This is a genomic window from Kushneria avicenniae (assembly GCF_900112585.1).
GTDB lineage: Bacteria > Pseudomonadota > Gammaproteobacteria > Pseudomonadales > Halomonadaceae > Kushneria > Kushneria avicenniae.
The window spans coordinates 535,745-562,392 of the sequence record NZ_FOLY01000001.1; the positions used below are offsets into that span (position 1 = coordinate 535,745).

Consider the following 26,648-nt stretch of genomic DNA (forward strand, 5'->3'; position numbering starts at 1 on the left):
TTCAGGGCTCCTGTTTCGAGGAGGGTGTGGCACGCGTTACAAGCCAGCTGCCAATACCGATCAGCAGCAAGGAGACGCTGATACGCACGATCAGAGACGGGATGGTCAGCCAGATCACCACGACACTGAAGATCAGGGTGACTACCGCAATGCCCTTGGCGCGGAGAGAGATGGCGCGCTCATGTTCCCAGTGCCGGATGGCAGGTCCTGCCAGCCGGTGCTGTCGGATCCAGCGGGCAAAGCGCGGCGAGCCCCTTGAAGCCAGCGCCACAGCGGCCAGCATGAAAGGTGTGGTCGGCAGCAGCGGCACCACCAGCCCGGCCATGCCCAGCGCAAAGCAGAGACCGGCGAGCCCTATCCAGAGATAGCGCATGGCATCGCCTCAAAAAACGCTTCGCCCGGCGACAGGAGACGCATGGAAAAAGCCGAAAGGCTGCCGGGGTCAGTCATTGAAGGGGCGAGTCCTGCCGGAAGGCAGCGGACGAGTGGCCACGAACGTACCCACTGCGATCAGCACTATCAGAAGCAGCCAGAAGACCCAGTTGAAGCCGGTATGAATCCAGATGACCCAGGCACTGAAAAACATCATGGCGATCGATACGATCTTGGCCGGTAGCGGGATGGCGCGCTCCTCCTCCCATGCCCGGATCAGCGGGCCCGCGAAGCGGTTGCGCCGGATCCAGCGTTCAAAGCGCTTTGACCCTCTCGAGGCGCAGATGACCGCCAGCAGCATGAAATCGGTCGCCGGCAGCAGCGGCAAAAAGATCCCCACAATCCCGATGGCAAAACACAGCGCGGCCAGCGTTACCCAGATGGCGCGATTGACCGGAGAGCGCATACGGCCCTCTTCGGCAGGGTCCGGGGGAAGACTCGACATGCCACACTCCCTTGAAAACCTGGACCGTCGATCATAGCGTTCGCAGCGTCCGTCACCAACCCTGCGCACCTGATCCATATCAGGTATGGCAGTAAGTTACGACGCGGCGCTGCTGCCCTCGCCCAGCGATCGAATCATTTTCCAGGCCGCACAGCCGTCGTGATAATAGTCTTCCATCCAGTGCAGCACCTCATAGCCCATGCGCCGGTACAGCGAAATGGCCGCACGGTTGTCAGCCCGGACTTCCAGATAGATGCTGTCACAACCTCGCGTCAGCGCCACGGCTTCCAGCGCCAGCAGCAGGCGCTGCCCCAGCCCCTGGCCGCGTATATCCGGATGCAGGCAAAAGGAATAAAGGCGTGCCTTTTTCTCGTTGCGTCGAAACAAAAGCGTTCCATAGCCCATCAGCGCGCCGTCCTCATCAATGATCAGACGCGTCTGCGCGTTGGCCTTCGTCACCAGATACTTCAGCTGCGAGGGGCTGAAGCTGTCTTCGTTATCGCCAAAGCAGGTGCGCTCCAGAGCATTGAGTGCCGACGCATCCCTGGTCTCCGCGGCACGCAGCGTAAAAGCCATGCGTTTTCTCCCGATCAGGATCCAAAAGGCCGCAATCCTACCATTTCCCTGCCGACAACACCCTGCCATGTGGTGCATCCGGCCTGACAATATTGCGAGATGATGACGCTGAACAGCACATTCGCTCATGAACCCGTCGGGCAGCCTTCAGCAGCACTGGCCCTGCGCCCGCCACGATCACCAGCAACACCGCTCATGATCGCTCAACCCTATTCCACGATGACCGGCGGCGTCCTATGATGCGCATATTTCCTCGGGTTGCGGAGGGCGTCATGTCACGTTTGCGTATTGTGGTGGATCACCCCGGCGATTGGCGCCCCTACTATCCCAGTGACGACCTGATCAGCGCCGATGATTTTCTGGCGCTGGAAGAAACCGCGGATCAGGATCGGGCCACCCACGTCATCAATCTGTGCAGCGGTCTCGATTACCTGGAAACCGGTTACTACGTCTCGCTGCTGGCGCAGGCGCGCGGTCAGCGCGTGCAGCCCGACGTGGAAACGCTCAATCAGTTGGGGCGCAAGGCGCTGATCGATCTGCAGCTGGACGGTCTCAACGACATGATGGCAGAGCTGGATCGCCGCGGCGCCCTGCAGGGCGAGCGACTGGACCTGCGGCTTTTCTTTGGCGACACCGGCAGCGAGGTGCTGGCGCGCCTTGGACGCCGGCTTTTCTCCCATTTCCCCTGTCCGATCCTGGAAGCCCGACTCATCAGGCGCCACGGCGACTGGCGGCTGGCGCGTCTTCAGGCGCTGTCGCTCAAGGATGTCGCCCTAGAGGAGGAAGATCGTTTTGCCCGCGCGCTCAATGCCCATTCCCGTCAGGTCTGGCGCACCCCGGCCGCCAAACGGCGCTACCGTTTTGATCTGGCCATTCTGGTCGACCCGGCAGAGGCCATGCCGCCAAGCAACAAGAGCGCCATCAAGCAGTTTATCCGCGCGGGACGCTCGATGGGCATCGATGTCAGTCTGATCACCCGGCGCGATGAAGGCCGGCTGGCCGAATTCGATGCCCTGTTCATTCGCGAAACCACCCGTCTTGATCACCATACCTGGCGCATGGCACGTCGAGCCGAGCACGAAGGTCTGGTCGTCATCGATGATCCCCAGTCGATTCTGCGCTGTACCAACAAGGTCTATCTGCACGCCCTGCTACGTGCCCGTGGCATCCCCGCCCCCGAGGGGCATCTGCTCAACCGCAGTGACCTTGAGCGTCTCGATGCCTTGGCCGACACCCTCACCTTCCCGCAGGTGCTGAAAATTCCCGACGGCGCCTTTTCACGCGGAGTGGTCAAGATCAGCTCCAGAGATCAATTGATCGAGGAAGCCAGACGGCTGTTCGAGGACTCGGCCCTGCTGCTGCTTCAGGAGTGGATGCCCACCGAGTACGACTGGCGCATCGGCATTCTGGATGGACAGGTGCTGTTCGCCAGCCGCTACTACATGGCCCGCGGCCACTGGCAGATCTATGATCACAGCGGCACTCGCGTGCGCAGCGGCGGATTCGAGACGATGGACCCGGCAACGGCGCCCGAAAAAGTGATCAAAACCGCGCTCAAGGCCACCCGACTGATCGGCAACGGCCTTTACGGGGTCGATATCAAGCAGAGTGGCGACCGGGTGGTGGTCATCGAGGTCAATGACAACCCCAATCTGGACGTCGGCGTGGAGGATGTCGTGCTGGGCCCGGAGCTCTATCGGCGCGTCATGGCGTGGTTTCTGGAGCAGATGGAGCGCAAGCGTCAGCCCCGGCAGACCTCAACGCGTCAGCTCCCCGGTTCATGAGCGTGTCGAAAGGGTCACGCTGACCTGATAACCGGTGTACTTGCGCAGATTGATCACGCCGGTATCAAGTATCAGATACTGGCCCTTGAGCCCCATCAACCGCCCCTCGACCTGCGGGGTGCGGTCCAGGTTGAAGGCTCTGACGCGCTCGGGCCAGGCCAGTACCGGGTAGTCAAAGCGGGCGACCGTCTGCTCACCGTGCGAACGGATATTGTCTTCCCCGAACTGCTCTTTGAGCGATTCAAGCCCGGGGGCCAATCGCGCCATCAGGTCATCGCGCAGGTTAATGAGATCAACATCAGCGGTTTCACCCTTGAGCATGCGCTGCCAGTGGGTACGATCGCTGATTTCATGACGAAAGAGCGCCTCGACCAGGCCGGACTGACGACGCGATGCCACCGACAGGATCGGCAGCGCCTGAACCGCGCCCTGATCAAGCCAGCGCGTGGGCATCTGCGAGGGTTTGGTAATACCGACCTTGGCGCCGGAGCTGCTGGCCAGGTACACCACGTGAGGCGCAAAGCAGTGGCGCTCCCCCCATTCGGGCTCTCGGCAGGTGCCCTGAAAGTAGTGACAGCGCTCGGGCGCCATCATGCAGGTATCACAGCGCGCCAGACGCTTGAAACAGCTGTAGCAGTGACCCTGACCGAAACTCTTGCGGGTCGAACGCTGACAATTGACACAGACAATATGCCCGCCAAACGACAGTGCGACATCGTGGCCCAGCCAGGCATCGAGGGGCTCGCGGTGTTCCCCGATGCGCAGCTCATAGTGCGCGCCGCCCGCCTCATCAGCCGTAATCGCCATGCGGGCAAGTTCGCCAACACCTTCAAAAGAGGCCTTTGAAGGCGTTTGCATCCCTGCGAGAGGTTCGAGGTCTAGTTGACCCATTTGATGCTGTCGCCCCTGGCCTCACCGTGCTCGTCGCTGCCGCAGCCGTGACGATCAATGTGGCCGGTGCGCTGCTCGGGAGGCACGTTGTGAGCGGCCTCGAAACGCAGGATCGCCTCGAGGCACAGCTCACGCTGCTCACTGGTCAGGGCCCGGCCATCCGGCCACTTGCCCAGCTCTACGCCGCGCTTGAGTCCTTCATACATCTGCGGCGTGAGCTGCTCGATCATGCGCTCGAAATTTCTGTCGCTCATGGTTTACCCGTCGATATCCTTGTGTTGCTGGTCAGGTATGGCCCGGTGCGGATGAAAGCGCGAACCCAGAAGCCCGGCCGCAAGACCCAGCAGCAGCCCCCCCAGATGCGCTTCGTTGGCGACATTGCCAAAGCCGATCCAGCCGGCGGCCGGCGTCATGCACAGCACCAGCCAGCCGACCATGAACACCATCAGCATGGCAGGGAACTGAAAGCCGCTGGTCGGCACCAGCCGCGAATAGAGCCAGACAAAGCCCACCAGGGCGTAGACCACGCCGGACATGCCGCCAAAAAGCACCGTACCAGTGGCGTACTGGGCCAGATTGGACACCAGCATGGCCGAACTCAAAAGCGCCAGCAGACGCCAGCGCCCCTGCAGCACTTCGACCTGGCGGCCAAAATACCAGAGCCAGAGCATGTTGAAGACCAGATGCATCAGGCTGAAATGCAAAAAGGCCGGCGAGAACAGCCGCCAGACTTCCGCCTGCGACAGAGCGTATCCAAGCGTTGCGGCATAGAGCTGCTGACCTTCAATGGCGATGGGCGCAATGGCCAGCGCCGTCAGGGCCTGAATATCATCGATACCCTGCCAGGCGAAGACGGCCACACACATCGCAATCAGGACCGTTGTCATCGGCGCCGAGCGCAGCGCGCCCGTGATCGACCCTGAACGCGCCACGGGTGCCGGAGCCTCTTCCAGCGCCAGTGACTCTCCCTGTTGCCATCGCTCGATCAGCTCACGGGCCTTCTCGAGCTGAACATCCTCGATCAGCCAGAGCACCTGCCCGTCCTGATCACGCGAATAGTGATGACCGATGCGATGTTTCCAGAGCGCGTGACGCAGTTCGTCAATGTCGGCATCAAGAGGAAAACGCAGCGCCTGCGGCATGCTGACTCCATTTGGGGCTGGAACCTGCCAGCCGGTCATGCTCATGGGATCGGAGGTTGAATATGCCACAAAAAAAGAAGTCCGGCGGAGAGGGTCCGCCGGACAAGAGCAAGGGATCATTCAAGGGAACACTTACTCTGACGGCGGTACGGCTCAAAAGTTCACGGCACATTCAAAAAAATTCGGATTTTATGTCATCGCGGCCAGCGTGTCCTCACTCCACGGCGCTGACCCAGCAGAATCGCCCGGCTTCCAGAGCGGCTTCACCGTCAAAGCGGTAGGCCACCAGCCGCCCGCCGCGAACGGCGCTGTAATCCAGGCAGGCAACATTGGCCGTCGGCAGGCTCGGAATGCCTTCACACCAGTAATGCCCGACAAAAAGAGGCCGCTGTGATCGCTCATAATGGACCAGCCGATCCCGCTCCGCGTCACTCAGGGGATGATCCTCGAACTCATCCGGCAGCGGGTCGGGCTGAAAGACCACATCACCATAGGTCTGCGGCGAGCGCGCCCAGAAATGGGTGCGAAAGACGCTGCGTCGGCTGCCGTCCATCGAATGAATGACCTCGCCACGAGGCAGTCGCAGCTGGGTACCGCGTGTGGTGCGATCCAGCACGCGGTGTTCGGGACTGCCCTGGATACTGGCTGCCGCCAGAAAACGCCGATCAATCCGGCCATCGGGGTGCTCGGCCAGAAAGGGGCGCAAAAGCGCTTCGTCCCAGCAGGCATGCGCCACGCGAAAATGCTCGAACTCAAGACACAGCGGCATCTCGAGAAACCATTCAAGATATGATGACCAGAGCGTTGGCAACCGCTCGAACTGCTGCAGCGTCTCGAACATGACCCGTTCGCTGCGCCCTCCGGCACGCGGCATGGTAAAGCCCCGACCGCCGTGGCCCAGACAGTGCTTCAGGGCGTGGGCTTCGTGATTCCCCATTACCACCAGCGCGGTGCCGGCATCGACCATGGTGCGCACGATTTCAAGCGCTTTCTGGATATGCGAGCCGCGATCGATCAGATCGCCCAGAAAGATGGCGCGCCGCGCGTCATGCGTGTACACCCCGTCTCGTCTCTGATAGCCCATCTTCTCGAGCAGGGTTTCGAGCAGATCACCGCAGCCGTGCACATCGCCGATCAGGTCGAACCCATTGCCGATGCCCCGGGCAGGGGTGTCAGGCGCTGACTCAGCCAACAAGGCCACTGCTCCATCCCAGCTTGCTGCGACAGGCTTCGAAGTAGCTATAGCCCGGCGGATGCAGCAGCTTGAGATATTCGGGCTTGCGGCGAATGCAAATCATGTCGCCGGGCTGGACCACCACCTTCATCTGCCCGTCGCAGCTGACCTGCAGCTCGGCGTTGTGGCTGTCCACGACTTCCAGCAGAATCTCGCTGGCGGCATCGATCACGATCGGCCGGCTCGACAGGGTATGAGGGAACATCGGCACCAGCACGATGGCCTCGAGCCGCGGATGCAGGATGGGCCCGCCGCCGGAGAGCGCATAGGCCGTGGAGCCGGTGGGCGTGGCCACGATCAGGCCATCCGAGCGCTGGCGATAGACAAACTGGCGATCGATATAGAGCTCGAACTCGATCATGCGCACAGCGGCCGCCGGATGGAGTACCACATCGTTGAGGCTGCAGGCCGAGCCGATGACGACACCGTCGCGTCGAACCTCGGTATCCAGCAGAAAACGACGCTCGACCTCATACTGTCCGTTGAGCACCTCATCGATTCGGTGCTCGACTTCGTCAGGATTGATATCGGTGAGAAAGCCCAGGCGACCACGATTGACGCCCAGTATGGGCGTATTGAAGCGACACAGCATGCGCCCGGCGCCCAGTAGGCTGCCGTCACCGCCGACCACGATGGCCAGATCACACTCCCGGCCGATCCTTTCAAGTGAAATCCCCGCCCCCTGACGAATCATGCAGGTTCTGGCGGTATCGGCCTCGAAATACACCTCGAGCCCGCGTGATTCCAGAAACACCGTCAGACGCTCGAGTGTTTCAACGACCTTGTCACTGTCAGGTCGCCCCACCAGCCCTACCCGGTTGAACTGTGTCATGCCCTGTCCAGACTGTTTCATCGAGCCGGCATTATGCGTTCAGCCCTGCTGGGGGGTAAACCGCGGCCTCAGGAAAATTCAGCCGCCTGGTGGCCGGAAGTACTCGAGCGGCGCCGCCACCACTCACTGCCCAGCAGTGCCAGCAGCATGACCGCCCCCCCCAGAGTGATTCGGGAAAGATCCGCCTCGCGATTCCAGATCACCAGATTGACCAATAGCCCGGCCGGAATCAGCAGATTGTTCATGACGGCAAGCGTTGCGGCGTCCACGCGACGCGCGCCCTGATTCCAGAAAAAATAGCCCACGCCCGAGGCCACCATTCCAAGCCATGCCAGCACGCCCCACTGTACCGAAGTTGTTGGCAGGTTCGTGGCATCTCCCAGCCACAAAAAGGCAGGGACGGCCACCAGCAGCGCACCGATATAGAACCAGCCAAAGACGTGAAGCGCCGGGAAATTGCCTTCCACGTCCCGCATGAGATGTCGGTAGCCCACCTGCCCGATGGCAAAGCACAGGTTGGCGCCCTGCACCATGAGAAAACCGTTCCAGAAGGCTTCACCGACGGACTGATAGCGAATCAGCGCTGCCCCAACGACAGCAAGCCCCGCCATCGCGATCTGGAACAGATCCAGTCGGCGGCAGAGAAGATTGTCCAGCAGCGCGATATAGATCGGTGTAAAGATGGTGAACAATAGAATTTCGGGCACGCTGAGCAGCACAAAGGACTGGTAATAGCACACATACATCAGCCCGAGCTGTATGGCGCCCACACCCATCAGCCCGAGTGTACGGCGACGATCCAGAAGTTTCGGGCGAAGCCAGGGCAGAAACACCAGACAGGCAAGCGCGACGCGTGTTAATACGGCAAAATAGCTGTCGACCTGACCGGCCAGATAAACTCCGATCAGACTGAACGAGAAGGACCACAGCAGAGTGACCCCGAGTAGATAGCCCATATGCTTTGTCAACCAGATAGATTTTCAAGGTTAACAACCATTATACGCCTGGCCAAATGCGTCAGGGCAACCCGGCAGATGACCTTCACGGCGACCCCCGGCGCCGGATCTTCCAGCGACTGGGCCGGTAGCGGCACCGGAGAGGTTCGCGTCAGCGATGACTATCCGACCCTGCGCTTTCATGAAACGGGGCGGTTCACTCATGCCAATGGCCGCGTGCTGCCCTTCAGCAACGTCTACCGCTTCGAGATCGTGGAAGATCGCGTGGAGCTTTATCACGAGCGCCGCGGGCCCCAGGGCGCCGTTTTCCTTTTTCCCCTGGTGGTGACTGGAGAACATCGCCTGAAAAGTCTCTCACCGCATCTATGCGTCAGGGATCTCTACAGCGGTGAACTGGTCATGACAGACAACGGATTCGATCTGACCTGGACGGTCGAGGGCCCTCGCAAGCAGGAACACATTCACTACTGCTATCGTTGATGGTACCGCCCACCCAGCGAAACGCTATATTAGGTTGATCTTTCCCAATTACCCTTTTCTATTACGACCTTTGTCTTATTCAAATATCGTGACGCCGCCCGAATTTATACACTGCAGAATGTTTTCTGGCAGCGGTGTCGTTCACCGCAGTATTTTAAAAAGGCACGGAGTCAATGATGGAATTGCAAAATCGTGAAGGACAGTACGTCCCGGAAGTCACGCTCAAGCAACGCAAGGGCGGTGAACTGGTCGATGTTCAGACCAAGGATATCTTTGCCAACCGTACCGTCGCTGTTTTCTCTCTTCCGGGTGCCTATACCCCCACCTGTTCCTCCACGCATCTGCCGCGCTACAACGAGCTGGCCGAGCAGCTTTTCGCCAACGGCGTTGATGAGATTCTGTGCCTGTCCGTTAACGATGCCTTCGTCATGGAAGCCTGGGGTGAGCATCAGGAAGCCGAGCATCTGACCCTGTTGGCAGATGGCAACGGCGAGTTTACCGAAGGCATGGGCATGCTGGTCGACAAGACCGATCTGGGCTTTGGCAAGCGCAGCTGGCGCTATTCCATGGTCGTTCGCAACGGCGTGATCGACAAGATGTTCATCGAACCGCAAAAGCCCGGCGACCCTTTCGAAGTGTCCGACGCCGACACCATGCTCGACTACCTTAATCCTCAGGCAGATCGGCCCAGCTTTGCTACCATTATCAGCAAGCCCGGCTGCCCACACTGCGCACGCGCCAAGCAGGCGCTGGCGGATAACCGCATTGCCTATGAAGACATCTCCATCGGCAACCGCGACATCACCAGCCGCTCGCTGCGCGCCATGACCGGATATGCGACCGTGCCGCAGGTCTGGATCGATGGCCGCCACATTGGCGGTGCCGAAGATCTGAAGGCGCATCTTGAGCAGGCTGACGCTGCCTGATTCATCTGCAGTCCGAAAGGATCATGACGGCCACCCATGGGTGGCCGTTTTTGTGTGCGCATGTCCCAACTGCACGCCCTGAAGATGGAGCCCTGAATGCAGGAAAAACATGTAGAGGTTGCCGTCATCGGCGCCGGAAGCGCGGGTCTTGGCGCCTATAACGCGGCGCGCGCCCACACTGACAGCGTCGTCATGATCGAGGGTGGCCCTTATGGCACCACCTGCGCTCGCGTCGGGTGCATGCCGAGCAAGCTTTTGATTGCCGCCGCCGACGCAGCGCACGCTGCACATGATGCCAAAGCCTTCGGCGTGCACATCGACGGTAACATCCGCATCAGCGGTCGTGATGTCATGGCGCGCGTCCTTCACGAACGGGATTATTTTGTCGATGGTGTCCTCGAGTCCGTGGAGCGTATCGAAGCCGAGCACCGTCTTCGCGGCCACGCCCGATTTGAAAGCGCCACGACCCTGATCATTGATGACCATACACGCATCCATGCCGAAAGAATCGTCATCGCCACGGGTTCCAGCCCCGACTACCCGGAGTTTCTCAAGGCTGCGGGAGAGCGTCTGGTGACCAACAACGATCTTTTTTACTGGGAAGATCTGCCCGAATCGGTTGCCGTCTTTGGCCCGGGCGTTGTCGGTCTGGAACTCGGGCAGGCACTATCACGGCTGGGGGTCCGGGTACGTGTGTTTGGCGTCGGTGGCGCCATCGGTCCGATCAGTGACCCCGAGGTGCACAAACAGGCTTATCAGCACTTCAATGAAGCGTTCTATCTTGATGCAAGGGCCGATACGCGTGATGTAACGCTTGCCGATGACGGCGTCAACGTCACTTTTGTGGAGCGTGACAGCGGCCAGGAGATCACTGAACGGTTTGACTATCTGCTGGCCGCCACGGGCCGTCCGCCCAACCTCAAGGGACTGGATATCGCAAACGCCGATCTGCGCATGGAAGAAGGTCTGCCGGTGTTTGATCGCTATACCCTGCAGTGTCAGCACAATGACGAGACGCTGGCGCCCATTTTCATTGCCGGCGATGCCAACGCCGAGCTCCCCCTGCTGCACGAGGCATCCGATGAAGGCCGCATTGCAGGTGACAATGCCGGCCGCTATCCCGACATCCGCGCCGGCCGACGTCGCTCGATGCTGAGCGTGGTATTTACCGAGCCACAGATCGCGCTGGCCGGGCTGACATGGTCCGACATCCAAAAACGTTCAAAAGGCAGTTACGCCATTGGCGAGGTCGACTTCAGTGATCAGGGCCGCGCCCGGGTCATGCGAAAAAATCGCGGCCTGCTGCGCGTCTACGGTGAGCAGGGGTCCGGCCTCTTCCTGGGTGCCGAAATGATCGCACCGGAAGCCGAACATCTGGCGCATCTGCTCGCCTGGTGTCATCAGCAGCGCATGACCGTGGCGCAGATGCTGGAGATGCCCTTTTATCATCCCTGCCTCGAAGAAGGATTGCGTACTGCCCTGCGTAATCTGAATGCCGAACTCAGACAGGGACCGGCCATGGCCCTGCACTGTCTGGATACCGGCCCGGGGTGCTGATCTTCGTCATCGCATCACTGCCGGAGCACCCGCCTTCGGCAGTGATTGTCTACAAGGGCCAACGGAGCTGCGCATGGCTGATTACATGATCACCTGTCACCTGAAATTCCCCGATCAGGAATATCGCCACCTGATGACGCCACTGACGCACTACCGGGACAGTCTGCGCGTTTTTGAATCCACCTGGCTTGTCAGAACCGCCGTCACGCCCGACCAAATTCTCGCTGATCTCGAGCAGTACATTGACCGCGAAGATCAGATTTTTATTGCCACCATTCAAACGCCGGCCGCCTGGTCCGATAGCCTGGGCGTGGAACAGGTTCTTCATTTTTTCAGCCGCTCGTGAGCCGATCCGGTGCCCGGCCGAGCAGTCATGGACCGTATTTCCTGGACAGCCGGTGCTCATGACAAATCATGCTCTGCTGCGCGCCGGCATCAACAGGAACCTGTCATTACAGATTTTCGATCAGCCTTGTACAATTTTTCTTGCAGGGCTTGTATAGCTTTTCTATGATGACACTACAGTATTGGCGGTAGGCATTCGGCACTCCAACGGATCCGAGTGACGCTCAAGGAAGAGACAGTCGGCCGCAATGCCTGTCATTGGAAGATCAAACCCCGGCAAGGACGTCGGGGTTTTTTTATGCGTGAAAACTCATGGCGAAAATGACTGGCGCTCAGAAACGCATCATTTGAACTACGGCATGCCCCGTATACCTGACTGAAAGCCTGCCCGCAGACAAAACACGTTATCGGGCTCACTTCGTCTGAATGACGCTGGAAAGGAAGGTAGGGAGAAGCCGCCTTGCGGGTACTGGAACAGCATCAGAAGGTAATGCTGATAAAGAGGCTGGAGCGGGCAATGGGATTCGAACCCACGACATTCAGCTTGGGAAGCTGACGCTCTACCAACTGAGCTATACCCGCATGACACCCATCATAAGAGGCCATGGTGACAAAAACAAGCAGCCTGCTTCAAAGCGCTGTTTTGACGGTAAAAAAGCCAAAGGCAAAAAAATTTTCAATTTTGAGGATCAAAACGAAAACACCATGGTCATAAGGGTATGACGTTCTTCTTCAGTCGCTGAGGAATGCGTCTGGTTCAACTGTTCCTTGCATGGCCGCCACCTCGTTGTGGCGGTTTTTTTATGTCTATTGTCTGTCGAGTCTGTCGTCCGCCGAGAATGGTCAAAGGCACTGCATGTGAGTACTTCTCACCTTCTCCCCTGCTCGATCAACCTAGAAACATCGGGTAACCACAGCATTGAGCTTTTCTAGCCGGCCATGACCACGTTCAGTCCATGTTCGGTGATGCGGCCGCAGCAGCAGTCGAAACAGGGGCGCCGAAAAAGGCGACACAGAGGGCGACACGTTGCCTTCTCCTGCCAGATTGCATCAATCAGCCCTCTTTTATAGAGATAGCGTATGGCGCGCGTGAACTCGACATCCGGGACACCAAACTCGATGGCCTTGACATAAACACGCTGGTGTCGGCCGGTATTGAGCAAACGTGTAAGGATCGCAAGCTCCAGTGAGTCAAGGGATTGCATGCCGAATGCGTAAGCCTTTTAGCATTACATGGATTAACTATCTGCTTCCGCAAGGATTATACTCATCAACCACTGAGGCTAAAGTATTAAAAGCCGCAAGTTTTGTGATCATTTTATTTAATTCAGAAAACTTAACATTAAACGTTCTTCACCGGTGTCGCGATATGGCGACATTTTCTGCCAATAGCGGATGCATTGCGTCGAAGAGACATGCTTTATTCAGAATGAAATTTTACAGCTGGTAACATCTTTTTCGCCTATTTAATCCTCACTTAATCAATCGACTCTGTGAACGTGACATTAATGATGCTTCCAGGTCTACGCTGAGCCTTTATGATCCTTTTGATTGTTTTTGCCCTTGTCGCCATTGGTATCTCCTTTATCTGCTCGGTGCTCGAGGCGGCACTGCTTTCCCTGACGCCAAGTCATATCGCGCGTCTCAAGGAGTCACATCCGTCACTGCACCACTCGCTGAGTCAGCTCAAGGACAATGTCGACCGCCCCCTAGCGGCCATTTTGACGCTCAATACCATTGCGCACACGGCTGGCGCGACGGGTGTGGGTGCACAGGTTGCCGCTGTTTTCGGTGAGGCGTGGATTGGTGTGGCCTCGGCAATCATGACGCTTCTGATTCTTGTACTGTCCGAGATTCTGCCCAAGACCATCGGGGCACGTTACTGGCGTCAGCTGGCGCCAATACTGGCGCCCACACTCAAGGGCCTGATCTGGCTGTTGTTGCCATTTATATGGATTTCAGAGCAGATTACGCGCCGTATCGGCAGCAGCGGGGAAGACGACGTGGACGTTCGCGAAGAGATCAAGGCGCTGGCCAGGCTGGGGCATGAACGCGGCGTAGTGGATACCGACGAGAGTCGAACCATCGTCAACATCCTCAATCTACATGACATCCATGTTCGCAGCGTCATGACCCCGCGTACGGTCTGTGTCACCGCTTCGCCCGACATGACGGTGAGCGAATTCGACGCCGACCATGGCGATCTACCATTTACGCGCTATCCGGTCATGACACCCCCGGAGCAGACCGTAGGCTATGTCCACAAGATGGACGCTTACCATGCACCGGACGAGGCGACGCTGTCTTCGATCATGCATCCCATCGAGTCGATCAACGACACCGACAGCGTTGAACAGGTCTTCATCAGAATGCTTAACGACCACCACCACATGTGCGTGGTCTATGACGATCACGGCACCTGGGTTGGCGTGCTGACGATGGAGGATATTCTCGAAACCATCCTGGGCCAGGACATCGTGGATGAAACCGACGATGTCTCCAATCTCCGCCATCATGCCAGACAGCTCTGGCTAAAGCGTATTCGCCGCAGTCGGGAAGCGGCGGTCAATGATATGCCCCCCGGGCGCTGAGGCTCCCGATCATGGCGGTGAACATGCTAGACTACGGGCCTTTTGCGGCAACCGGTAACGCCCATGGCCATCTTCCTGCTGACCTTTGCCGTCTGTCTGCTTATCTGCGGTTTCATGGTCACGGCACTGATGCTGTCGCGTACGCCACGCTATCGCACCAGCGCTGATGACCTTCTGACGCTACTCGACGAGACGCTGGACAACAGGGTCTCCGAGGCGCGCTGGCATACCATCATCGGCTATCCGATTCGCCACGACCCCTATCTGGAAAATGTTCGTCGCCGCTGTCAGGCCATCATGGACGAATACGGCCAGCCCTGGCGCTTTGAACAGGGCGGCTCGCTGTTGTCGTCCACCGGTCTCGAAGAGATTCGCGCGCTGCGCCAGCATCTGACTGCGCGGCTCTCCCTGGGCGACCGGCGCGCCTTTTGAAACCGCCCGGTGTATATGCTTGTTCCGGACATTGCCCTGCCATGACCATCGCGCTGACCAGTACCAATGTGATTCGCCGTGCGCCGCTTGAGGAGATCTCTCAGGCGCATTCTCATCCCTTTCACCAGATCGTGATCGGGCTGGCCGGCGAGGCGGAAATCATCATCGACGGTTGCCCGCTGCATATCTCGCCGTTTCATGGCTGTACCATTCCCGGCGACCGGGAGCACTGCTATCGCGGCATTGGCGACAACTCCCAGCTGCTGCTGGACCTCTTTGATGATGCCCCCGGGCTTTCGGGCATCTACCGACATCATTTCCAGCTCTTCTCGCACCCCCTGCATTTTGAACTCGACAGCGCCGCTCGCGCCTACATCGCCTTCATGGTGGAAGAGATCACCTATCAGCCGGAAGTGGACCGGGATCTTTTGATCACTACCCTGCTCTCGATTCTTTCACATCGTCTGCTCGACCGCCAGGCGACGCCGCAGTCGCGGCTTGATCTGGCCATGCTGGATCACTATATCGATCAGCACCTGGCTCATGGCATTCGCGTCGAGGATCTGGCCGGACTGGCGCACCTTTCCAGCGCTCACTTTACCGAGCTCTTTCGCATCCGCACGGGTCTGCCGCCCTATCAATACATCCTGCGCAAGCGCCTGAATGCCGCTCGCAAGCTGCTGCTGGACACCCGTCTGCCCCTGATCGATATTGCCGAACGCTCGGGCTTTGCCAATCAAAGCGCCCTGTCACACGCCTTCAGGCGTCATTTCGGCCACGCCCCCGGCGCGCTGCGCCAGACGGCTGCCCCTTGAGATAACTTCGACGAGACGTCATCAGAGCAATGATTCCGAGCACCGGCCCTCTCAAGATCAAAGGTGTATTGCCGAAACGCCTCCCCTTTTGTCCTGCCCCCAGCCCTATGAAACTTCCACTAAACTGACAATCCTTCCCGGCAAATCGACAAGACAGCGTTGTCCACGGCGGCCTAAAGTCGGAAAAGTCATCATCCCCTGTTACGCCAGCCATCGACGCACAACGCTAACGTGCAATTCAAAGCAACGCTGGCCGTCCTTTGCGGCAAGGAACGTCATCATGCTCAAGACACAACAAATACTGGATGCCAGTACCTGGCAACAGTCTTCAAAAACCCTTTTTGACCGCATCAGTGATCACTACATCGTCAATGAAAATGATCTGGTCAAGGAGTTCATCGCGCTGCTGCAGACCGATGAAAGGGATTTCAAGCGTATTGCCGACAGCACAGCGGCGCTGGTACGCGACGTGCGCGCCATGGATACCGCAGTGGACGCCATCGATGAGCTTTTGCAGCAGTACAGCCTGGGGACCCAGGAAGGCCTGATGCTCATGTGTCTGGCAGAGGCACTGCTGCGCGTGCCCGATACCGCCACGACCGATGCCCTGATCGAGGATCGTCTCAGCGTCGGCGACTGGGAAAAATACGCAGGTCAGAGCGAATCCTGGTTCGTCAACGCCTCGACCTGGGGGCTTTTGACCACGGGTCGCGTGATCAAGCTGGATCAACCTCAGGATGGCCGCCCGGCCGGCTTTATCAACCGTATGGTCAATCGCATGGGCGAGCCGGTCATTCGTCAGGCCATGCGTCAGGCGATGAAGGTCATGGGCCGCCAGTTCGTGCTGGGTCGGGATATCGACGAAGCACTCAAGCGTTCGAAGCCGCAGTTCGACAAGGGCTACACCTACTCGTATGACATGCTGGGAGAAGCCGCGCTGACGCGTCAGGACGCTCGGCGCTATTTCGACGACTATGCCAGCGCCATTCGCGCGGTGGGCAAAACCAGCCAGAAACTCTCTTCCGATACGCCGGCACCATCAATCTCCATCAAGCTTTCAGCGCTGCACCCGCGCTATGAATCCGGACGTCGTGAACAAGTGCTCGAGGAGCTGGTCAATACCGTTCGGGCGCTGGTCGAACTCGCCCGCGGACTGGATGTGGCGCTGACCATCGATGCCGAGGAAGTAGACCGTCTAGAGCTGTCGCTGGAGGTCTTCCAGGCGGTTTATAACGCCGATGCCTGCCGCGGCTGGGGCAGGTTCGGACTGGTCATTCAGGCCTACTCCAAGCGTGCGCTGCCGGCATTGCAGTGGCTGACGCGCGTTGCCGAGGATCAGGGCGATGAAGTTCCCGTGCGCCTGGTCAAGGGCGCCTACTGGGACAGTGAGATCAAGGAGTCCCAGCAGCTCGGGATCGATGGCTATCCGGTATTTACTCGCAAGGCCTGTACGGATGTCTCCTATCTGGCCTGCGCCACCTATTTATTGTCCGACAACACCCAGGGCCGCCTCTTCCCGCAGTTTGCCACCCACAACGCGCACACCATCTCGACCATTATCGATCTGGCCCATCAGAGCAATCGCGCCTTCGAGTTTCAGCGTCTGCACGGCATGGGAGAAGCCCTGTATGAAGCGGCGCTGAGCAAGGCGCCAGAGGGGACCTGGTGTCGCATCTACGCACCTGTCGGCGCCCACAAGGACCTGCTGCCCTATCTGGTCCGCCGTCTGCTGGAAAACGGCGCCAATTCCTCGTTCGTGCACCAGCTGGTCGACCCGCGCGTGCCGGTGGAATCCCTGTGCGTTCACCCGGTCGAGAATCTGATCGGTGTCGGTCAGTACTTCAACGCCAATATCCCGATGCCTGCCGAGCTCTATCCCGACGGCCGACGCAACGCTCGCGGCATCAACCTGAACATCAATAGCCAGTTCAGGCCGCTGACGGATGAGATGGCGCCCTTTCTCGCGCGCAGCTATCGCGCCGGGCCGCTGGTGGCCTTCGATCTGGAAGATCAGGGCGCCGACCACCATGATGTGATCTGCCCCTGGGATCATCAGCGCACCGTCGGCAGGGTTCGCTGGACCAGTGCCGATGAGACCTCGCGAGCCATCGAAACCGCCTGGAAAGCCTTTCCGGACTGGAACGATACGCCGGTCGAGGAGCGTGCCGCCATTCTGGAGCGCTTTGCCGATCTGATGGAAACCCACATGGCGGAGCTGATGGCCATGTGCTGCATGGAAGGAGGCAAGCTGCTGACCGACGGCGTAGCGGAAGTCCGCGAGGCAGTGGATTTCTGTCGCTACTATGCCGCGCGTGCCCGGGAGGTTTTCATGGCGCCCACGGTGCTGCCCGGCCCGACCGGAGAATCCAACGAGCTCATCATGCAGGGCAAGGGGGTCTTTGCCACCATCAGCCCGTGGAATTTCCCGATCGCGATTTTCTGCGGCCAGACCGTGGCGGCGGCCGTGACCGGCAATACCGTGCTGGCCAAGCCGGCCGAGCAGACCTCGCTGATTGCCCACCGTGTGATCGAGCTTTTATATGACGCCGGCATGCCGCGCGAGGTCGTGCAGCTGCTGCCGGGCGATGGCGCCACGGTCGGCGCCGTGCTATCCAGCGATCGCCGCATTACCGGGGTGGCCTTCACCGGCTCCACTCAGACGGCGCAGTTGATCAACCGCTCACTGGCCGCGCGGGACAACGCGGCACTGCCGACGCTGGTGGCCGAAACCGGCGGCCTGAACGCCATGATCGTGGACTCCACCGCGCTGCCCGAACAGGTCGTCAAGGACGTGGTGGCTTCGAGCTATCAGAGTGCCGGACAGCGCTGCTCGGCGCTGCGCGTACTCTATATTCAGGAAGACATCGCCGAGCGGGTCATCGAGACCCTCAAGGGAGCGATGGCCGAGCTCAATATCGGCGATCCGACGCAGCTTGCCACCGATGTCGGCCCGGTCATTGATGAAGAGGCTCGCAAGGGACTGCAGGCTCATATCGACCGCCTCAAGAGTGAAGGCCGCCTGATCGCCGAGACCGAAATCGACCCGGCCACGGCGGCCAGTGGCACCTTCATTGCCCCGACCGCGTTTCGAATCGACGGCATCGATGCGCTGGAGACCGAGCAGTTCGGCCCCGTACTGCACGTTGCGACCTTCAGGGCCAGCGAGATTGATGAGGTCATTGATACCATCAACGAGCGCGGCTACGGCCTGACCTTTGGCGTGCACAGCCGCAACGAAACCTTTGCCAATCGCGTGGCGCGTCGCATCCGGGTCGGCAATGTCTACGTCAACCGTAATATCATCGGTGCCGTGGTCGGCGTTCAACCCTTCGGCGGCCAGGGCTTTTCGGGGACCGGTCCCAAGGCGGGCGGGCCTCATTACCTGCTGCGCTTTGCCAACGAGAAAACGCGGACGATCAATACAGCGGCCCTGGGGGGCAATGCGTCCCTGCTGGCCATGGGAGACGATTGATTCTGTCATCGTAACGCCAGTGTGCAGTGGGAAACCGGCCATGGGTAAAAACAGGTTGAAAACAATCCCCAAAACGGTTTCCCATTCGCGCCCGCCCTGCGCAGGACACCTGCAGGACACATTCCGGCCCAACAATCAGAATACAGGAGAATTTTATGGCTATCGGTGTCTGGATCAGCCTCTTTGCCTACTTTGCGCTCATGATCGGTATCGGCCTGTACGCCATGCGCACCTCGACCTCGACTTCCGAGGATTACATGCTGGGGGGCCGTACGCTCAGTCCCAAGGTGGCGGCGCTGTCCGCCGGCGCCTCGGACATGAGCGGCTGGCTGCTGCTGGGCCTTCCCGGAGCGATGTTTGCCTCCGGTCTGGGTTCGGCATGGATCGGTATCGGCCTGCTGCTGGGGGCGTTTTTCAACTGGCTGCTGGTCGCGCCGCGGCTTCGCGAGCAGACGGTCCACTACGGCAACGCCATCACCATTCCCGCCTTTCTGGCCAACCGCTTTCCCACGCGATCCCTGTCGCTGAGGGTGGTGTCGGCCATCGTCATCGTGGTCTTTTTCGCCATCTATACGGCTTCGGGCCTGGTCGCCGGCGGCAAGCTCTTCCAGAGCGCCTTTTCGGGCCTGATCAACATCGGCGGCATGGGTGATTACGGCACCGGTGTGATCATCACGCTGGGCGTGGTGCTGGTCTATACGGTGGTGGGCGGCTTTCTGGCCGTGAGCCTTACGGACTTTGTACAGGGCTGCATCATGATGCTGGCGCTGGTCATCATGCCGGCCGTGGTGCTCTTTGGTGAAGGCGGCGGTGGTTTCACCCAGGCCTCGCAGACCCTCAACGACGTTGACCCTACCCTGCTGTCGTGGACGGACGGGCTGACCTTCATTGGCTGGCTCTCCGCAATCACCTGGGGACTGGGCTATTTCGGTCAGCCGCATATCATCGTGCGCTTCATGGCCATCCGCTCCCTGAAGGATGTGCCCGTGGCCCGTAACATAGGCATGAGCTGGATGCTGGTCTCCATGATCGGTGCAGTGTCGCTGGGTCTGTTCGGCCGGGCCTACGCTGTTCGCAACGGCCTGGACATTCAGGACTCGGAAACCATCTTCATTATTCTGGCCAATCTGCTGTTCCATCCGCTGGTGACCGGTTTCCTCTACGCGGCGCTGCTGGCCGCGATCATGAGCACCATCTCCAGCCAGCTGCTGGTGGCCTCCTCGTCACTGACCGAAGACTTCTATCGCCTCTTTTTGCGCAAGGAAGCCACCGAGAAGGAAGTGGTGACGGTCGGTCGAGTGAGCGTGTTGCTGGTGGGCATGATAGCAGCCGTTATCGCCTCGGCCCCGGACTCACAGGTGCTGGGGCTGGTGAGCAACGCCTGGGCAGGCTTTGGCGCGGCGTTCGGCCCGCTGATCCTGCTGTCACTGATGTGGTCGCGCACCAACGGCACCGGCGCTATTGCAGGTATGGTCGTGGGAGCGGTCACCGTCATGGTCTGGATTGCGCTGGGCTGGAACGCCGAGTTTCTGGGTGGCCCGGGTATCTATGAAATCATTCCGGGCTTTATCGCCTCCCTGATTGCCATCGTGGTGGTCAGCCGCGTGACCAGCGATGCCGGCGAATACAAGCGTATCTCCCACTGATACCACACCGCAGCAGCGGCAACGTCAAAAAGGGCTCCCTGGGGAGCCCTTTTCGATGGCGTTGATTCGATGGCGCTCGACGGATATCGACTTATAGAAGTCCCGATAAATGGCGCCCTGCCATTTTAGTGCACCTTGCTCAGGGCAAAGCGAATGACGGCCCGGATGATCAGAGCGAGCAGCGCGATCAGAATCAGGGTCAGGAGCATGGACGCCGGATGAGTCATCAGCGTGGCAAACAGTACGCCCGCCACGATCGACCAGGTGGTGCGGCTGATCTGGTCATCATCAAGGCGCAGCATGGTGGGCACCCAGCGATTGACCATTTTGCCGAAGCCGTTTTCCCAGCTTTTCCAGGCCAGCGCGGTTGCGATGGCAAAGATAACAATCCAGATGACAGCAATGGTCATAAGCTCTCCTGCGCGGATGTTTGAGTGTCTATAATCTGATGAGATCCCGGGCACAACATTAGTACCGCAGCGCCTTCATGGCGACGGGCTGATCACGGGTCAGCACCATGCTGGCATGATATCTTAAAAAAAGCGCGATTGATGAACTTCTCGGGGTTGAAAAACATTTGGCCGTCGCCATCTTGATGAGTTAGCACGTCGGCACGCATTCATGGAGGCCATCCATGCAGACCATCCATGTGGAATGCACCGACCGTTAGAGAGCCACCAACACGTACCGACGCAAAAGGAACCTTATCATGCAGATCGCAGAGAACACGGTAGTCTCGTTTCACTACACTCTGAAAAACGATTCCGGTGAAGTGCTCGACAGCTCTGAAGGTCGTGATCCGCTTTCCTATCTGCACGGTTCAGGCAACATTATTCCTGGACTCGAGAAGGAACTGGCAGGCAAATCTTCAGGCGATACCCTTCAGGCGCGCGTAGAGCCCGGCGAAGGTTACGGCGAAGTCCAGCCCTCGCTGGTTCAGGAAGTCCCGCGTGATGCCTTCCAGGGCGTTGAAGACATTCAGCCCGGCATGCAGTTTCAGGCGCAGACCGAAGGCGGCCCGCTGCTGGTCACCGTCACCAAGCTCGAAGGCGACACGGTCACCGTCGACGGCAACCATCCGCTGGCCGGTGAAACCCTGAACTTTGATGTCAGCGTCGAATCCGTACGTGAAGCCAGTGCCGAAGAGCTTGAGCACGGCCACGTACACGGCGAAGGCGGCCATCAGCACTGATCATTCGTGTCTGACACCCTGAAAAAGGCAGCTCTTGAGCTGCCTTTTTTATGTCTATTAATGCTGATCAGCCTCTATCGAAGATGCTCGGGCCGATCTGGACTAGCGTCATCGGGCTCGATGTCATTTGAAGCGGTACTGCCTGAATCGGTGGCCGCCTCAGAGGCCGTTATCGGCGAGACGCTGGCAAGCCGTCGATAGTTGATGATCAGTCGCCAGATCAACACCGCCAGGCAAAGACCGGCAAATCCAGGGCCGCTCCAGAAAAACCAGACCGGCCAGTAGCAGGCAGCCATCAGTAAAAGGGTTCGGCCGGCACTGCCCGTCACGATATCGGCCACCTGTCCGACGCGGCTGATCCTGACGGTGATTTTTCGCGACTCCTGAAGCAGCGCAAACACTCGCCTTTCAAGATCAAAAATGAGCGTCACGACCAACAGTGCCAGCGCCGGCCAAAAAAGCCGCTCGGGCCGATAGAGTGACAACCCGCCCATCACCGACAGGATCAGAACGATTTCCATGAAGGGCCGCAGATAGCGCTGTCTGGCATCCTGATGCCCCAGAGCTTTTGAGACCCAGCCCGAAAGCACGCTCAGCAGTCGATACAGTGCTACGGCCAGCGCTGCCAGCAGGCACTGATGGGCATAAAGCAGCGGGATCGTGACAGCAGCCAGCACAATGGCCGCAAGGGCAAGACCTGTTGGTGAGATCCGCCAGGTGACAAGCTGGTGCGCCGTCCATGCCATGATGGATCGGCACGAACGGCGCATTCGAAAGGTCAGATCAGACATCCTCGATACCGAAGCAAAAGAGGCGTCATTGTAGTGATGGCACCTATTGGCGTCGATGCCAACCTGTGCGGGCGATGCCGCTCACGACTGTCCGCACTCGAATACCGCCATGAACTGCTCGTCACCGTCGACGCAATCCATCACATGCACGGCTCTGGCAATGCGCGGGTCGAGCTGCTGGCCACCATGGCAGGTGCCGGCAGGACGCCCGATAACGCCCGACAGAGTGATATTGTGAAGTGCAACACCCTTGTGGGCGTCGTTGAGCACCTGATCGATCACCATTTCATTGCTCTGCGTTGAATGGCCATGGGTCATGTATACGACACGTCCCCCCTCGCGGCAAAGCTTGATGGCACGGAGGAGCAGCGACACCAGCCGCTCGCAGCGCTGTCGCGGCGACTGATGCCGACCGATAACGGCCGGGATATCGAGCAGCACTCGATCAAAGGCACCCATCTCCTGTGGTAACAGTCGTTCATCACCCAGGCGGGTCATGGTGACATTGTCAGGCGTGTGGCGAAGCGACACGCTCTCCAGAGACAGCGCCCCCGAGATGTTGGCCACCAGTTCGCCGCGCTCGTCCAGTTCATCAGAAATCATGGACATACGCTGACGACCGGAGCCATACATGTCCAGCACGCGATGATGAGGCGCAACATCCAGCAGCTTCAGGCCGTAACGGCTGGGTTGAGGCTGCTCCTGCATGGCATATGGCGTCGGTATGACGTGCGGGGCCGGGCAGCCCAGCGGAAAGGGGATGGCATCAGCGGTGCGCGCCGAGAGACCGGAAGATTGGGTATCCATACCTGATAATTCCTGAAGTCCATGTTCGGGTCGGCATCCTGCCAACCTTTGACGCCCTTATCGTACAATATTTTTATATATCTTGTACAAGAAATAGCGTCGAAATCATCAATATCGAACCGTGGTTAAATCGGGTCGGTAATCACCATTACCCGACAATAAAACGGGCCGATACCCTGATGGCATCGGCCCGTTTTGCAATAACATCATGTGCTCAGGGGGTGGTGCGCATGGCCAGCACGTTGGCATCCAGCGCCCGACGGGACTGCCAGTAATGGCGGTTCCAGTAGGGATTGTCCAAGCTGGAGATCTTTACACCACGCGAACTTGAAGCGTGCATGAAACGGCCCTCACCCACATAGATGCCGACATGGCGATCGCCGCGCCACGGTTTGAAAAAAACCAGATCGCCGGCCTTGAGCGCATCCTTTTCGATACGTCTTCCGGTAAGCACCTGCCCTGCCGTGGTTCTTGGCAGATTCATGTCAAAGCTGTCACGAAAGATCTGCTGCACCAGCGAAGAGCAGTCGATACCGCTGCTGCTCTCACCGCCGAATCGGTAAGGCGTTCCCTGCCAGGTATCGAACTCGGCCATCAGCGCGGCCTCGATATCGATCGGGTAAGCGTTTTCAGGGGAGGTGTAAGCCTGGCGCGGTTGTTTCCCTGCTTTCGCTTTCGACGTTTTAACCGTCGAAAGCGAAAGCATGGCCATGTCCTTTCCGCCATTTTGTGAATCGGGCTGGGAAGCAGCACACCCTCCCAGAGCAAGACAAACCAGACTACCGATGATTATTCGCCGCATGTATACGGCCCTTTTTGTTGATCGAGCACTGGTCAATATCCTGAAATATCGTGTGGAAGATAACGAAGAGGCGCCCAAAAAGCGCCTTCAGCATATTAAGGAATTCGATCAGACGTGGCGAGTATTTAAAATTAATCAAACCACCCTTGTTATGACCAAAGTACTAATCGAAAACCACTCAAAAGTAACAAAAATACACTTTTTATTACTTTTTGATGCGCTAGTGCAGAATACGCGCATCTCCGGGTAGCGTATCGGCATGCATGGGCGGCCAGCGCTCGTGGTGGGTGCCCGGAAAATCAAGACTGGCCCAGCTTCCCACCAGCGGCGGAAGACCTGTCTGCCACGCGGTCATGGCCTGATTGAACTCTGATAGAAAATCCTCTCGTTCAGGCGTGGCCACCATGAAAAAGCTGTATCCCGCCAGCATTCCCCTGCCATAGGCCCACCAGTCGCTGTAGTGGCGCGAGGCCAGCGTCAGCGCCTGATCCAGATAATCATTGAAGGCGTCAGAATTCAGCCAGCCCAGCTGTCGCGCGGCGGCGGCAAGATCCACCAGCTGCGCGATATCCCACGCTGCCATATCAATATCGTTGCAGTGATGATCGTTTTTGAGCACACGGCGCAGCCTCTCGAGGTGCACCCCCTCATCCTCACTGCGATCAGCGGATTCAAGCACGGCAATTTCCTGCTGCAAACGCCGCTTGTTAAGGGTGTAGGGTGCGTAATTGATCAGATATTCCTGGCGATCACCGGCGTCTACCAGAAAGTCGAGAAACCGGGTCAACTGTGTACTACCGCCAATGCCATAGTGACTATCGAGCCACTCACGAATTTCGTTGGCCTGCGCGCCGTACTGCCTTTCGGGTTCCCCCCAGAGCACTGCATTCAGCGGCCCCGACAGAGCCAGTGCCGTGAATCGTGACAGCGATGGGCGCCTGCCCGGCTCCTGATGAAACCCGACGGGGGCTGTCAGCCAGTGAAAGGGGCTGCCGGGATCCTGACGATGCCATTCGATATCTTCTGCCAGAGACGCCTGGCTACCATCTTCTGGAAGTGCCTGCTCCCATGCCTGCCAGGCCGCCAGCAGGGTATCCATTTCGGGATAGTGACGATGCAGCGTCGCGGCAAGCCGGATGTAACAACGCTCGAGCAGCACGGCGTCACCATAATCGGCATTTTCAAACATCTGCAGATGAAAGGCGTACTTTTCCGCCATGAAGATCGTGGCAGAACCCGAGGCACAGTTCGCCAGCAGCCGGCGGCCGGTCAAAAGCTCTGATGAAGGGGTACCAAAGGGGGTTCCGGACGCCGGTAGCCGGCCATGATGCGCATCGGAGGCCAGCTGGTTGAGGTGATGTACCTGCCCGGGCAGCCAGAAGCGTGACAGCCCTGCCACGCCCTCCTCGGGTCGCCAGTCCAGAACGTCATGAAGATATTCGCGACTCTGATCACGCTGTTCCTTGCCCATCTCGGGCGCCACATACTGTCGATACAGCAGATCAGGCTCCCGAATCGACGCGACGGTGAGCGCCCAGTGACGCGCGCTGCTTCGAAAGCCGAGAATCATGGATCGTGAACGATCGCGAAGATCATCACTGAGCAATTGATGCAGCGGTATCTGCAAGGGACTGTCATCGGCTTCCAGCAACAGCTGCCAGTCGGTGGTGAAGCTCTCCATCAGGTCGAGCCCTTCATGCAGGCTGCGACCGCGCTGCCAGGCCAGGGCCACCTGATGCCAGCTATCGTAGCGGCGCGTCAGCAGATCCACTCCGTGTGCGGCAAACCCTCTGGCTTCCTCCTGATCCAGCCATCCCATGGCCATGCCGGCCCAGGCCAGATCCACCAGACGCAGCCAGTCCCAGGCAGCCACATCACGTGGCTGTCCCTGAACGACAAAGGCCTCGAGTGTGGCAGCATAGGTAGCCTGAGGCGCCATGCGCGCATGCCACTTGAGCCGCTTTGCCCGATCCATGGCCGTAAAGCGTTGATGATCAAGCTCCCAGCCATGGCGATGCCCCTGCCCTGCCAGCCAGAGCAGCATCCGGATCAGCTCATCACGATCATGAATGGACCAGACCTTGCGCAAAAAATATCCGGTACGCTCACGTTCCAGAGCCGCAGCGTCCAGGCTGTCGATCATGATGGGCGCAAAGGGCGCGCGGGCGCGCCATATCGCACTGTCGCCCTGATCGGGCCAGGGCGGCTGTGCGACACTCCCCTGAAACCAGCTCAACCACAGCGCGAGCGCCTCCTCATCCAGCCACTGCGCATTGAAGGCCAGCACCAGCATGGTGACGGCTTCATCACGCTGCGCCTGATCAAGGCGACCTACCATCTGCCACCCCAGAGCGCCGGGCTCTTCGATGTCCATGCTGCGAAGGCGCGCGAGGGCACGGGAAACACTCATGGCCCGCTCGGGGGGGACCTCACGATGCCAGCCGTGGCTGGCCAGACGCTGGGCACACCAGATCTGCAGGCTCTCTTTCAAAAAATACCT

The 26,648-nt window shown here is 59.1% G+C and carries 27 protein-coding genes and 1 tRNA gene; 12 read left to right on the forward strand and 16 right to left on the reverse strand.

Going from position 1 to position 26,648, the window contains the following annotated elements; genetic code table 11:
- Position 1: 1 nt before the first annotated feature.
- The 3 genes from BM079_RS02535 to BM079_RS02545 all read right to left on the reverse strand — a co-directional run bounded on the left by BM079_RS02535 (position 2) and on the right by BM079_RS02545 (position 1,453).
- Entirely contained in the window at positions 2–373 is a 372-nt protein-coding gene (locus BM079_RS02535; RefSeq protein WP_090130476.1) for a YbaN family protein, read from the reverse strand.
- 69 nt (positions 374–442) lie between these two features.
- Positions 443–877 (reverse strand): YbaN family protein, encoded by a 435-nt coding sequence (locus BM079_RS02540; RefSeq protein ID WP_245742792.1) that lies wholly within the window; start codon positions 875–877, stop codon positions 443–445.
- 96 nt (positions 878–973) lie between these two features.
- Positions 974–1,453 carry a GNAT family N-acetyltransferase gene (locus BM079_RS02545; RefSeq protein WP_090130478.1) on the reverse strand — a complete coding sequence of 160 codons (480 nt, stop codon included), beginning with the start codon at positions 1,451–1,453 and terminating at the stop codon, positions 974–976.
- A 272-nt stretch (positions 1,454–1,725) separates the two neighbouring features.
- Here BM079_RS02545 and BM079_RS02550 point away from each other — a divergent pair, with 272 nt between their 5' ends.
- A complete protein-coding gene (locus BM079_RS02550; RefSeq protein ID WP_090130814.1) occupies positions 1,726–3,237 on the forward strand; it encodes a RimK family protein in 1,512 nt (503 codons plus the stop codon).
- Here the strand turns inward: BM079_RS02550 and BM079_RS02555 are convergent.
- The 6 genes from BM079_RS02555 to BM079_RS02580 all read right to left on the reverse strand — a co-directional run bounded on the left by BM079_RS02555 (position 3,232) and on the right by BM079_RS02580 (position 8,292).
- On the reverse strand, positions 3,232–4,044 hold the full coding sequence (locus tag BM079_RS02555) for a DUF2797 domain-containing protein (RefSeq protein WP_245742793.1): 813 nt from the start codon (positions 4,042–4,044) through the stop codon (positions 3,232–3,234). The two genes, BM079_RS02550 and BM079_RS02555, sit on opposite strands and share 6 nt — an antisense overlap.
- Positions 4,045–4,115: 71 nt before the next feature.
- Entirely contained in the window at positions 4,116–4,382 is a 267-nt protein-coding gene (locus BM079_RS02560; protein WP_090130483.1) for a YeaC family protein, read from the reverse strand.
- Positions 4,383–4,385: 3 nt separating this feature from the next.
- Positions 4,386–5,270, reverse strand: a complete 885-nt coding sequence (locus BM079_RS02565; RefSeq protein WP_090130485.1) for a rhomboid family intramembrane serine protease — start codon at positions 5,268–5,270, stop codon at positions 4,386–4,388.
- A gap of 214 nt (positions 5,271–5,484) precedes the next feature.
- Positions 5,485–6,465, reverse strand: a complete 981-nt coding sequence (locus BM079_RS02570) for a metallophosphoesterase (RefSeq protein ID WP_245742794.1) — start codon at positions 6,463–6,465, stop codon at positions 5,485–5,487.
- A complete protein-coding gene (locus BM079_RS02575; protein WP_090130487.1) occupies positions 6,455–7,336 on the reverse strand; it encodes an NAD(+) kinase in 882 nt (293 codons plus the stop codon). The genes BM079_RS02570 and BM079_RS02575 overlap by 11 nt, the downstream gene beginning before the upstream one ends.
- 68 nt (positions 7,337–7,404) lie before the next feature.
- Positions 7,405–8,292, reverse strand: coding sequence for a DMT family transporter (locus BM079_RS02580; RefSeq protein WP_090130489.1), 888 nt, complete (start codon positions 8,290–8,292; stop codon positions 7,405–7,407).
- A gap of 78 nt (positions 8,293–8,370) precedes the next feature.
- On the opposite strand from BM079_RS02580, the gene BM079_RS02585 reads away from it, so the two are divergent.
- The 4 genes from BM079_RS02585 to BM079_RS02600 all read left to right on the forward strand — a co-directional run bounded on the left by BM079_RS02585 (position 8,371) and on the right by BM079_RS02600 (position 11,601).
- Positions 8,371–8,772 (forward strand): DUF6314 family protein, encoded by a 402-nt coding sequence (locus BM079_RS02585; RefSeq protein WP_090130491.1) that lies wholly within the window; start codon positions 8,371–8,373, stop codon positions 8,770–8,772.
- 176 nt (positions 8,773–8,948) lie between these two features.
- Positions 8,949–9,698: a glutathione peroxidase gene (locus BM079_RS02590; RefSeq protein ID WP_090130492.1), complete on the forward strand. Its 750-nt coding sequence runs from the start codon at positions 8,949–8,951 to the stop codon at positions 9,696–9,698.
- A 96-nt stretch (positions 9,699–9,794) separates the two neighbouring features.
- Positions 9,795–11,255 carry a dihydrolipoyl dehydrogenase gene (locus tag BM079_RS02595; protein ID WP_090130494.1) on the forward strand — a complete coding sequence of 487 codons (1,461 nt, stop codon included), beginning with the start codon at positions 9,795–9,797 and terminating at the stop codon, positions 11,253–11,255.
- 73 nt (positions 11,256–11,328) lie between these two features.
- Positions 11,329–11,601, forward strand: a complete 273-nt coding sequence (locus BM079_RS02600) for a hypothetical protein (RefSeq protein WP_090130496.1) — start codon at positions 11,329–11,331, stop codon at positions 11,599–11,601.
- Between the two features lie 505 nt (positions 11,602–12,106).
- Here the strand turns inward: BM079_RS02600 and BM079_RS02605 are convergent.
- Positions 12,107–12,182: transfer RNA gene (locus BM079_RS02605), tRNA-Gly, on the reverse strand.
- Positions 12,183–12,529: 347 nt separating this feature from the next.
- Positions 12,530–12,805: a hypothetical protein gene (locus BM079_RS02610; RefSeq protein ID WP_090130498.1), complete on the reverse strand. Its 276-nt coding sequence runs from the start codon at positions 12,803–12,805 to the stop codon at positions 12,530–12,532.
- Between the two features lie 333 nt (positions 12,806–13,138).
- Between BM079_RS02610 and BM079_RS02615 the strand changes: the two genes are divergently transcribed.
- The 5 genes from BM079_RS02615 (at position 13,139) to putP (ending at position 20,556) form a co-directional block, all read left to right on the forward strand.
- A complete protein-coding gene (locus BM079_RS02615) occupies positions 13,139–14,191 on the forward strand; it encodes a CNNM domain-containing protein (RefSeq protein ID WP_090130500.1) in 1,053 nt (350 codons plus the stop codon).
- A gap of 63 nt (positions 14,192–14,254) precedes the next feature.
- Positions 14,255–14,623: a hypothetical protein gene (locus tag BM079_RS02620; RefSeq protein WP_090130501.1), complete on the forward strand. Its 369-nt coding sequence runs from the start codon at positions 14,255–14,257 to the stop codon at positions 14,621–14,623.
- Between the two features lie 41 nt (positions 14,624–14,664).
- Positions 14,665–15,438, forward strand: a complete 774-nt coding sequence (locus BM079_RS02625) for an AraC family transcriptional regulator (RefSeq protein WP_090130503.1) — start codon at positions 14,665–14,667, stop codon at positions 15,436–15,438.
- Positions 15,439–15,718: 280 nt separating this feature from the next.
- Entirely contained in the window at positions 15,719–18,910 is a 3,192-nt protein-coding gene (gene putA, locus BM079_RS02630) for a bifunctional proline dehydrogenase/L-glutamate gamma-semialdehyde dehydrogenase PutA (protein WP_090130505.1), read from the forward strand.
- A gap of 155 nt (positions 18,911–19,065) precedes the next feature.
- Positions 19,066–20,556 (forward strand): sodium/proline symporter PutP, encoded by a 1,491-nt coding sequence (gene putP / locus BM079_RS02635; RefSeq protein ID WP_090130507.1) that lies wholly within the window; start codon positions 19,066–19,068, stop codon positions 20,554–20,556.
- A 125-nt stretch (positions 20,557–20,681) separates the two neighbouring features.
- Here the strand turns inward: putP and BM079_RS02640 are convergent, their stop codons facing one another.
- Positions 20,682–20,966, reverse strand: coding sequence for a hypothetical protein (locus BM079_RS02640; protein ID WP_090130509.1), 285 nt, complete (start codon positions 20,964–20,966; stop codon positions 20,682–20,684).
- Positions 20,967–21,265: 299 nt separating this feature from the next.
- On the opposite strand from BM079_RS02640, the gene BM079_RS02645 reads away from it, so the two are divergent.
- Positions 21,266–21,748 carry an FKBP-type peptidyl-prolyl cis-trans isomerase gene (locus BM079_RS02645; RefSeq protein ID WP_090130511.1) on the forward strand — a complete coding sequence of 161 codons (483 nt, stop codon included), beginning with the start codon at positions 21,266–21,268 and terminating at the stop codon, positions 21,746–21,748.
- A gap of 74 nt (positions 21,749–21,822) precedes the next feature.
- Here the strand turns inward: BM079_RS02645 and BM079_RS02650 are convergent, their stop codons facing one another.
- The 3 genes from BM079_RS02650 to BM079_RS02660 form a co-directional block, all read right to left on the reverse strand.
- The gene (locus BM079_RS02650; protein ID WP_139215241.1) at positions 21,823–22,494 is read right to left on the reverse strand and encodes a hypothetical protein; all 672 of its coding nucleotides are present in this window, start codon (positions 22,492–22,494) and stop codon (positions 21,823–21,825) included.
- Positions 22,495–22,620: 126 nt separating this feature from the next.
- Positions 22,621–23,346, reverse strand: coding sequence for an RsmB/NOP family class I SAM-dependent RNA methyltransferase (locus BM079_RS02655; protein ID WP_090130516.1), 726 nt, complete (start codon positions 23,344–23,346; stop codon positions 22,621–22,623).
- A 214-nt stretch (positions 23,347–23,560) separates the two neighbouring features.
- The gene (locus BM079_RS02660) at positions 23,561–24,052 is read right to left on the reverse strand and encodes a C40 family peptidase (protein WP_090130518.1); all 492 of its coding nucleotides are present in this window, start codon (positions 24,050–24,052) and stop codon (positions 23,561–23,563) included.
- Here BM079_RS02660 and BM079_RS02665 point away from each other — a divergent pair.
- Positions 24,051–24,398 (forward strand): hypothetical protein, encoded by a 348-nt coding sequence (locus tag BM079_RS02665; RefSeq protein ID WP_139215242.1) that lies wholly within the window; start codon positions 24,051–24,053, stop codon positions 24,396–24,398. The genes BM079_RS02660 and BM079_RS02665 overlap by 2 nt on opposite strands.
- Here BM079_RS02665 and BM079_RS02670 read toward each other — a convergent pair.
- A complete protein-coding gene (locus tag BM079_RS02670; protein ID WP_175489566.1) occupies positions 24,369–26,639 on the reverse strand; it encodes a DUF1266 domain-containing protein in 2,271 nt (756 codons plus the stop codon). The two genes, BM079_RS02665 and BM079_RS02670, sit on opposite strands and share 30 nt — an antisense overlap.
- Between the last annotated feature and the right edge of the window lie 9 nt (positions 26,640–26,648).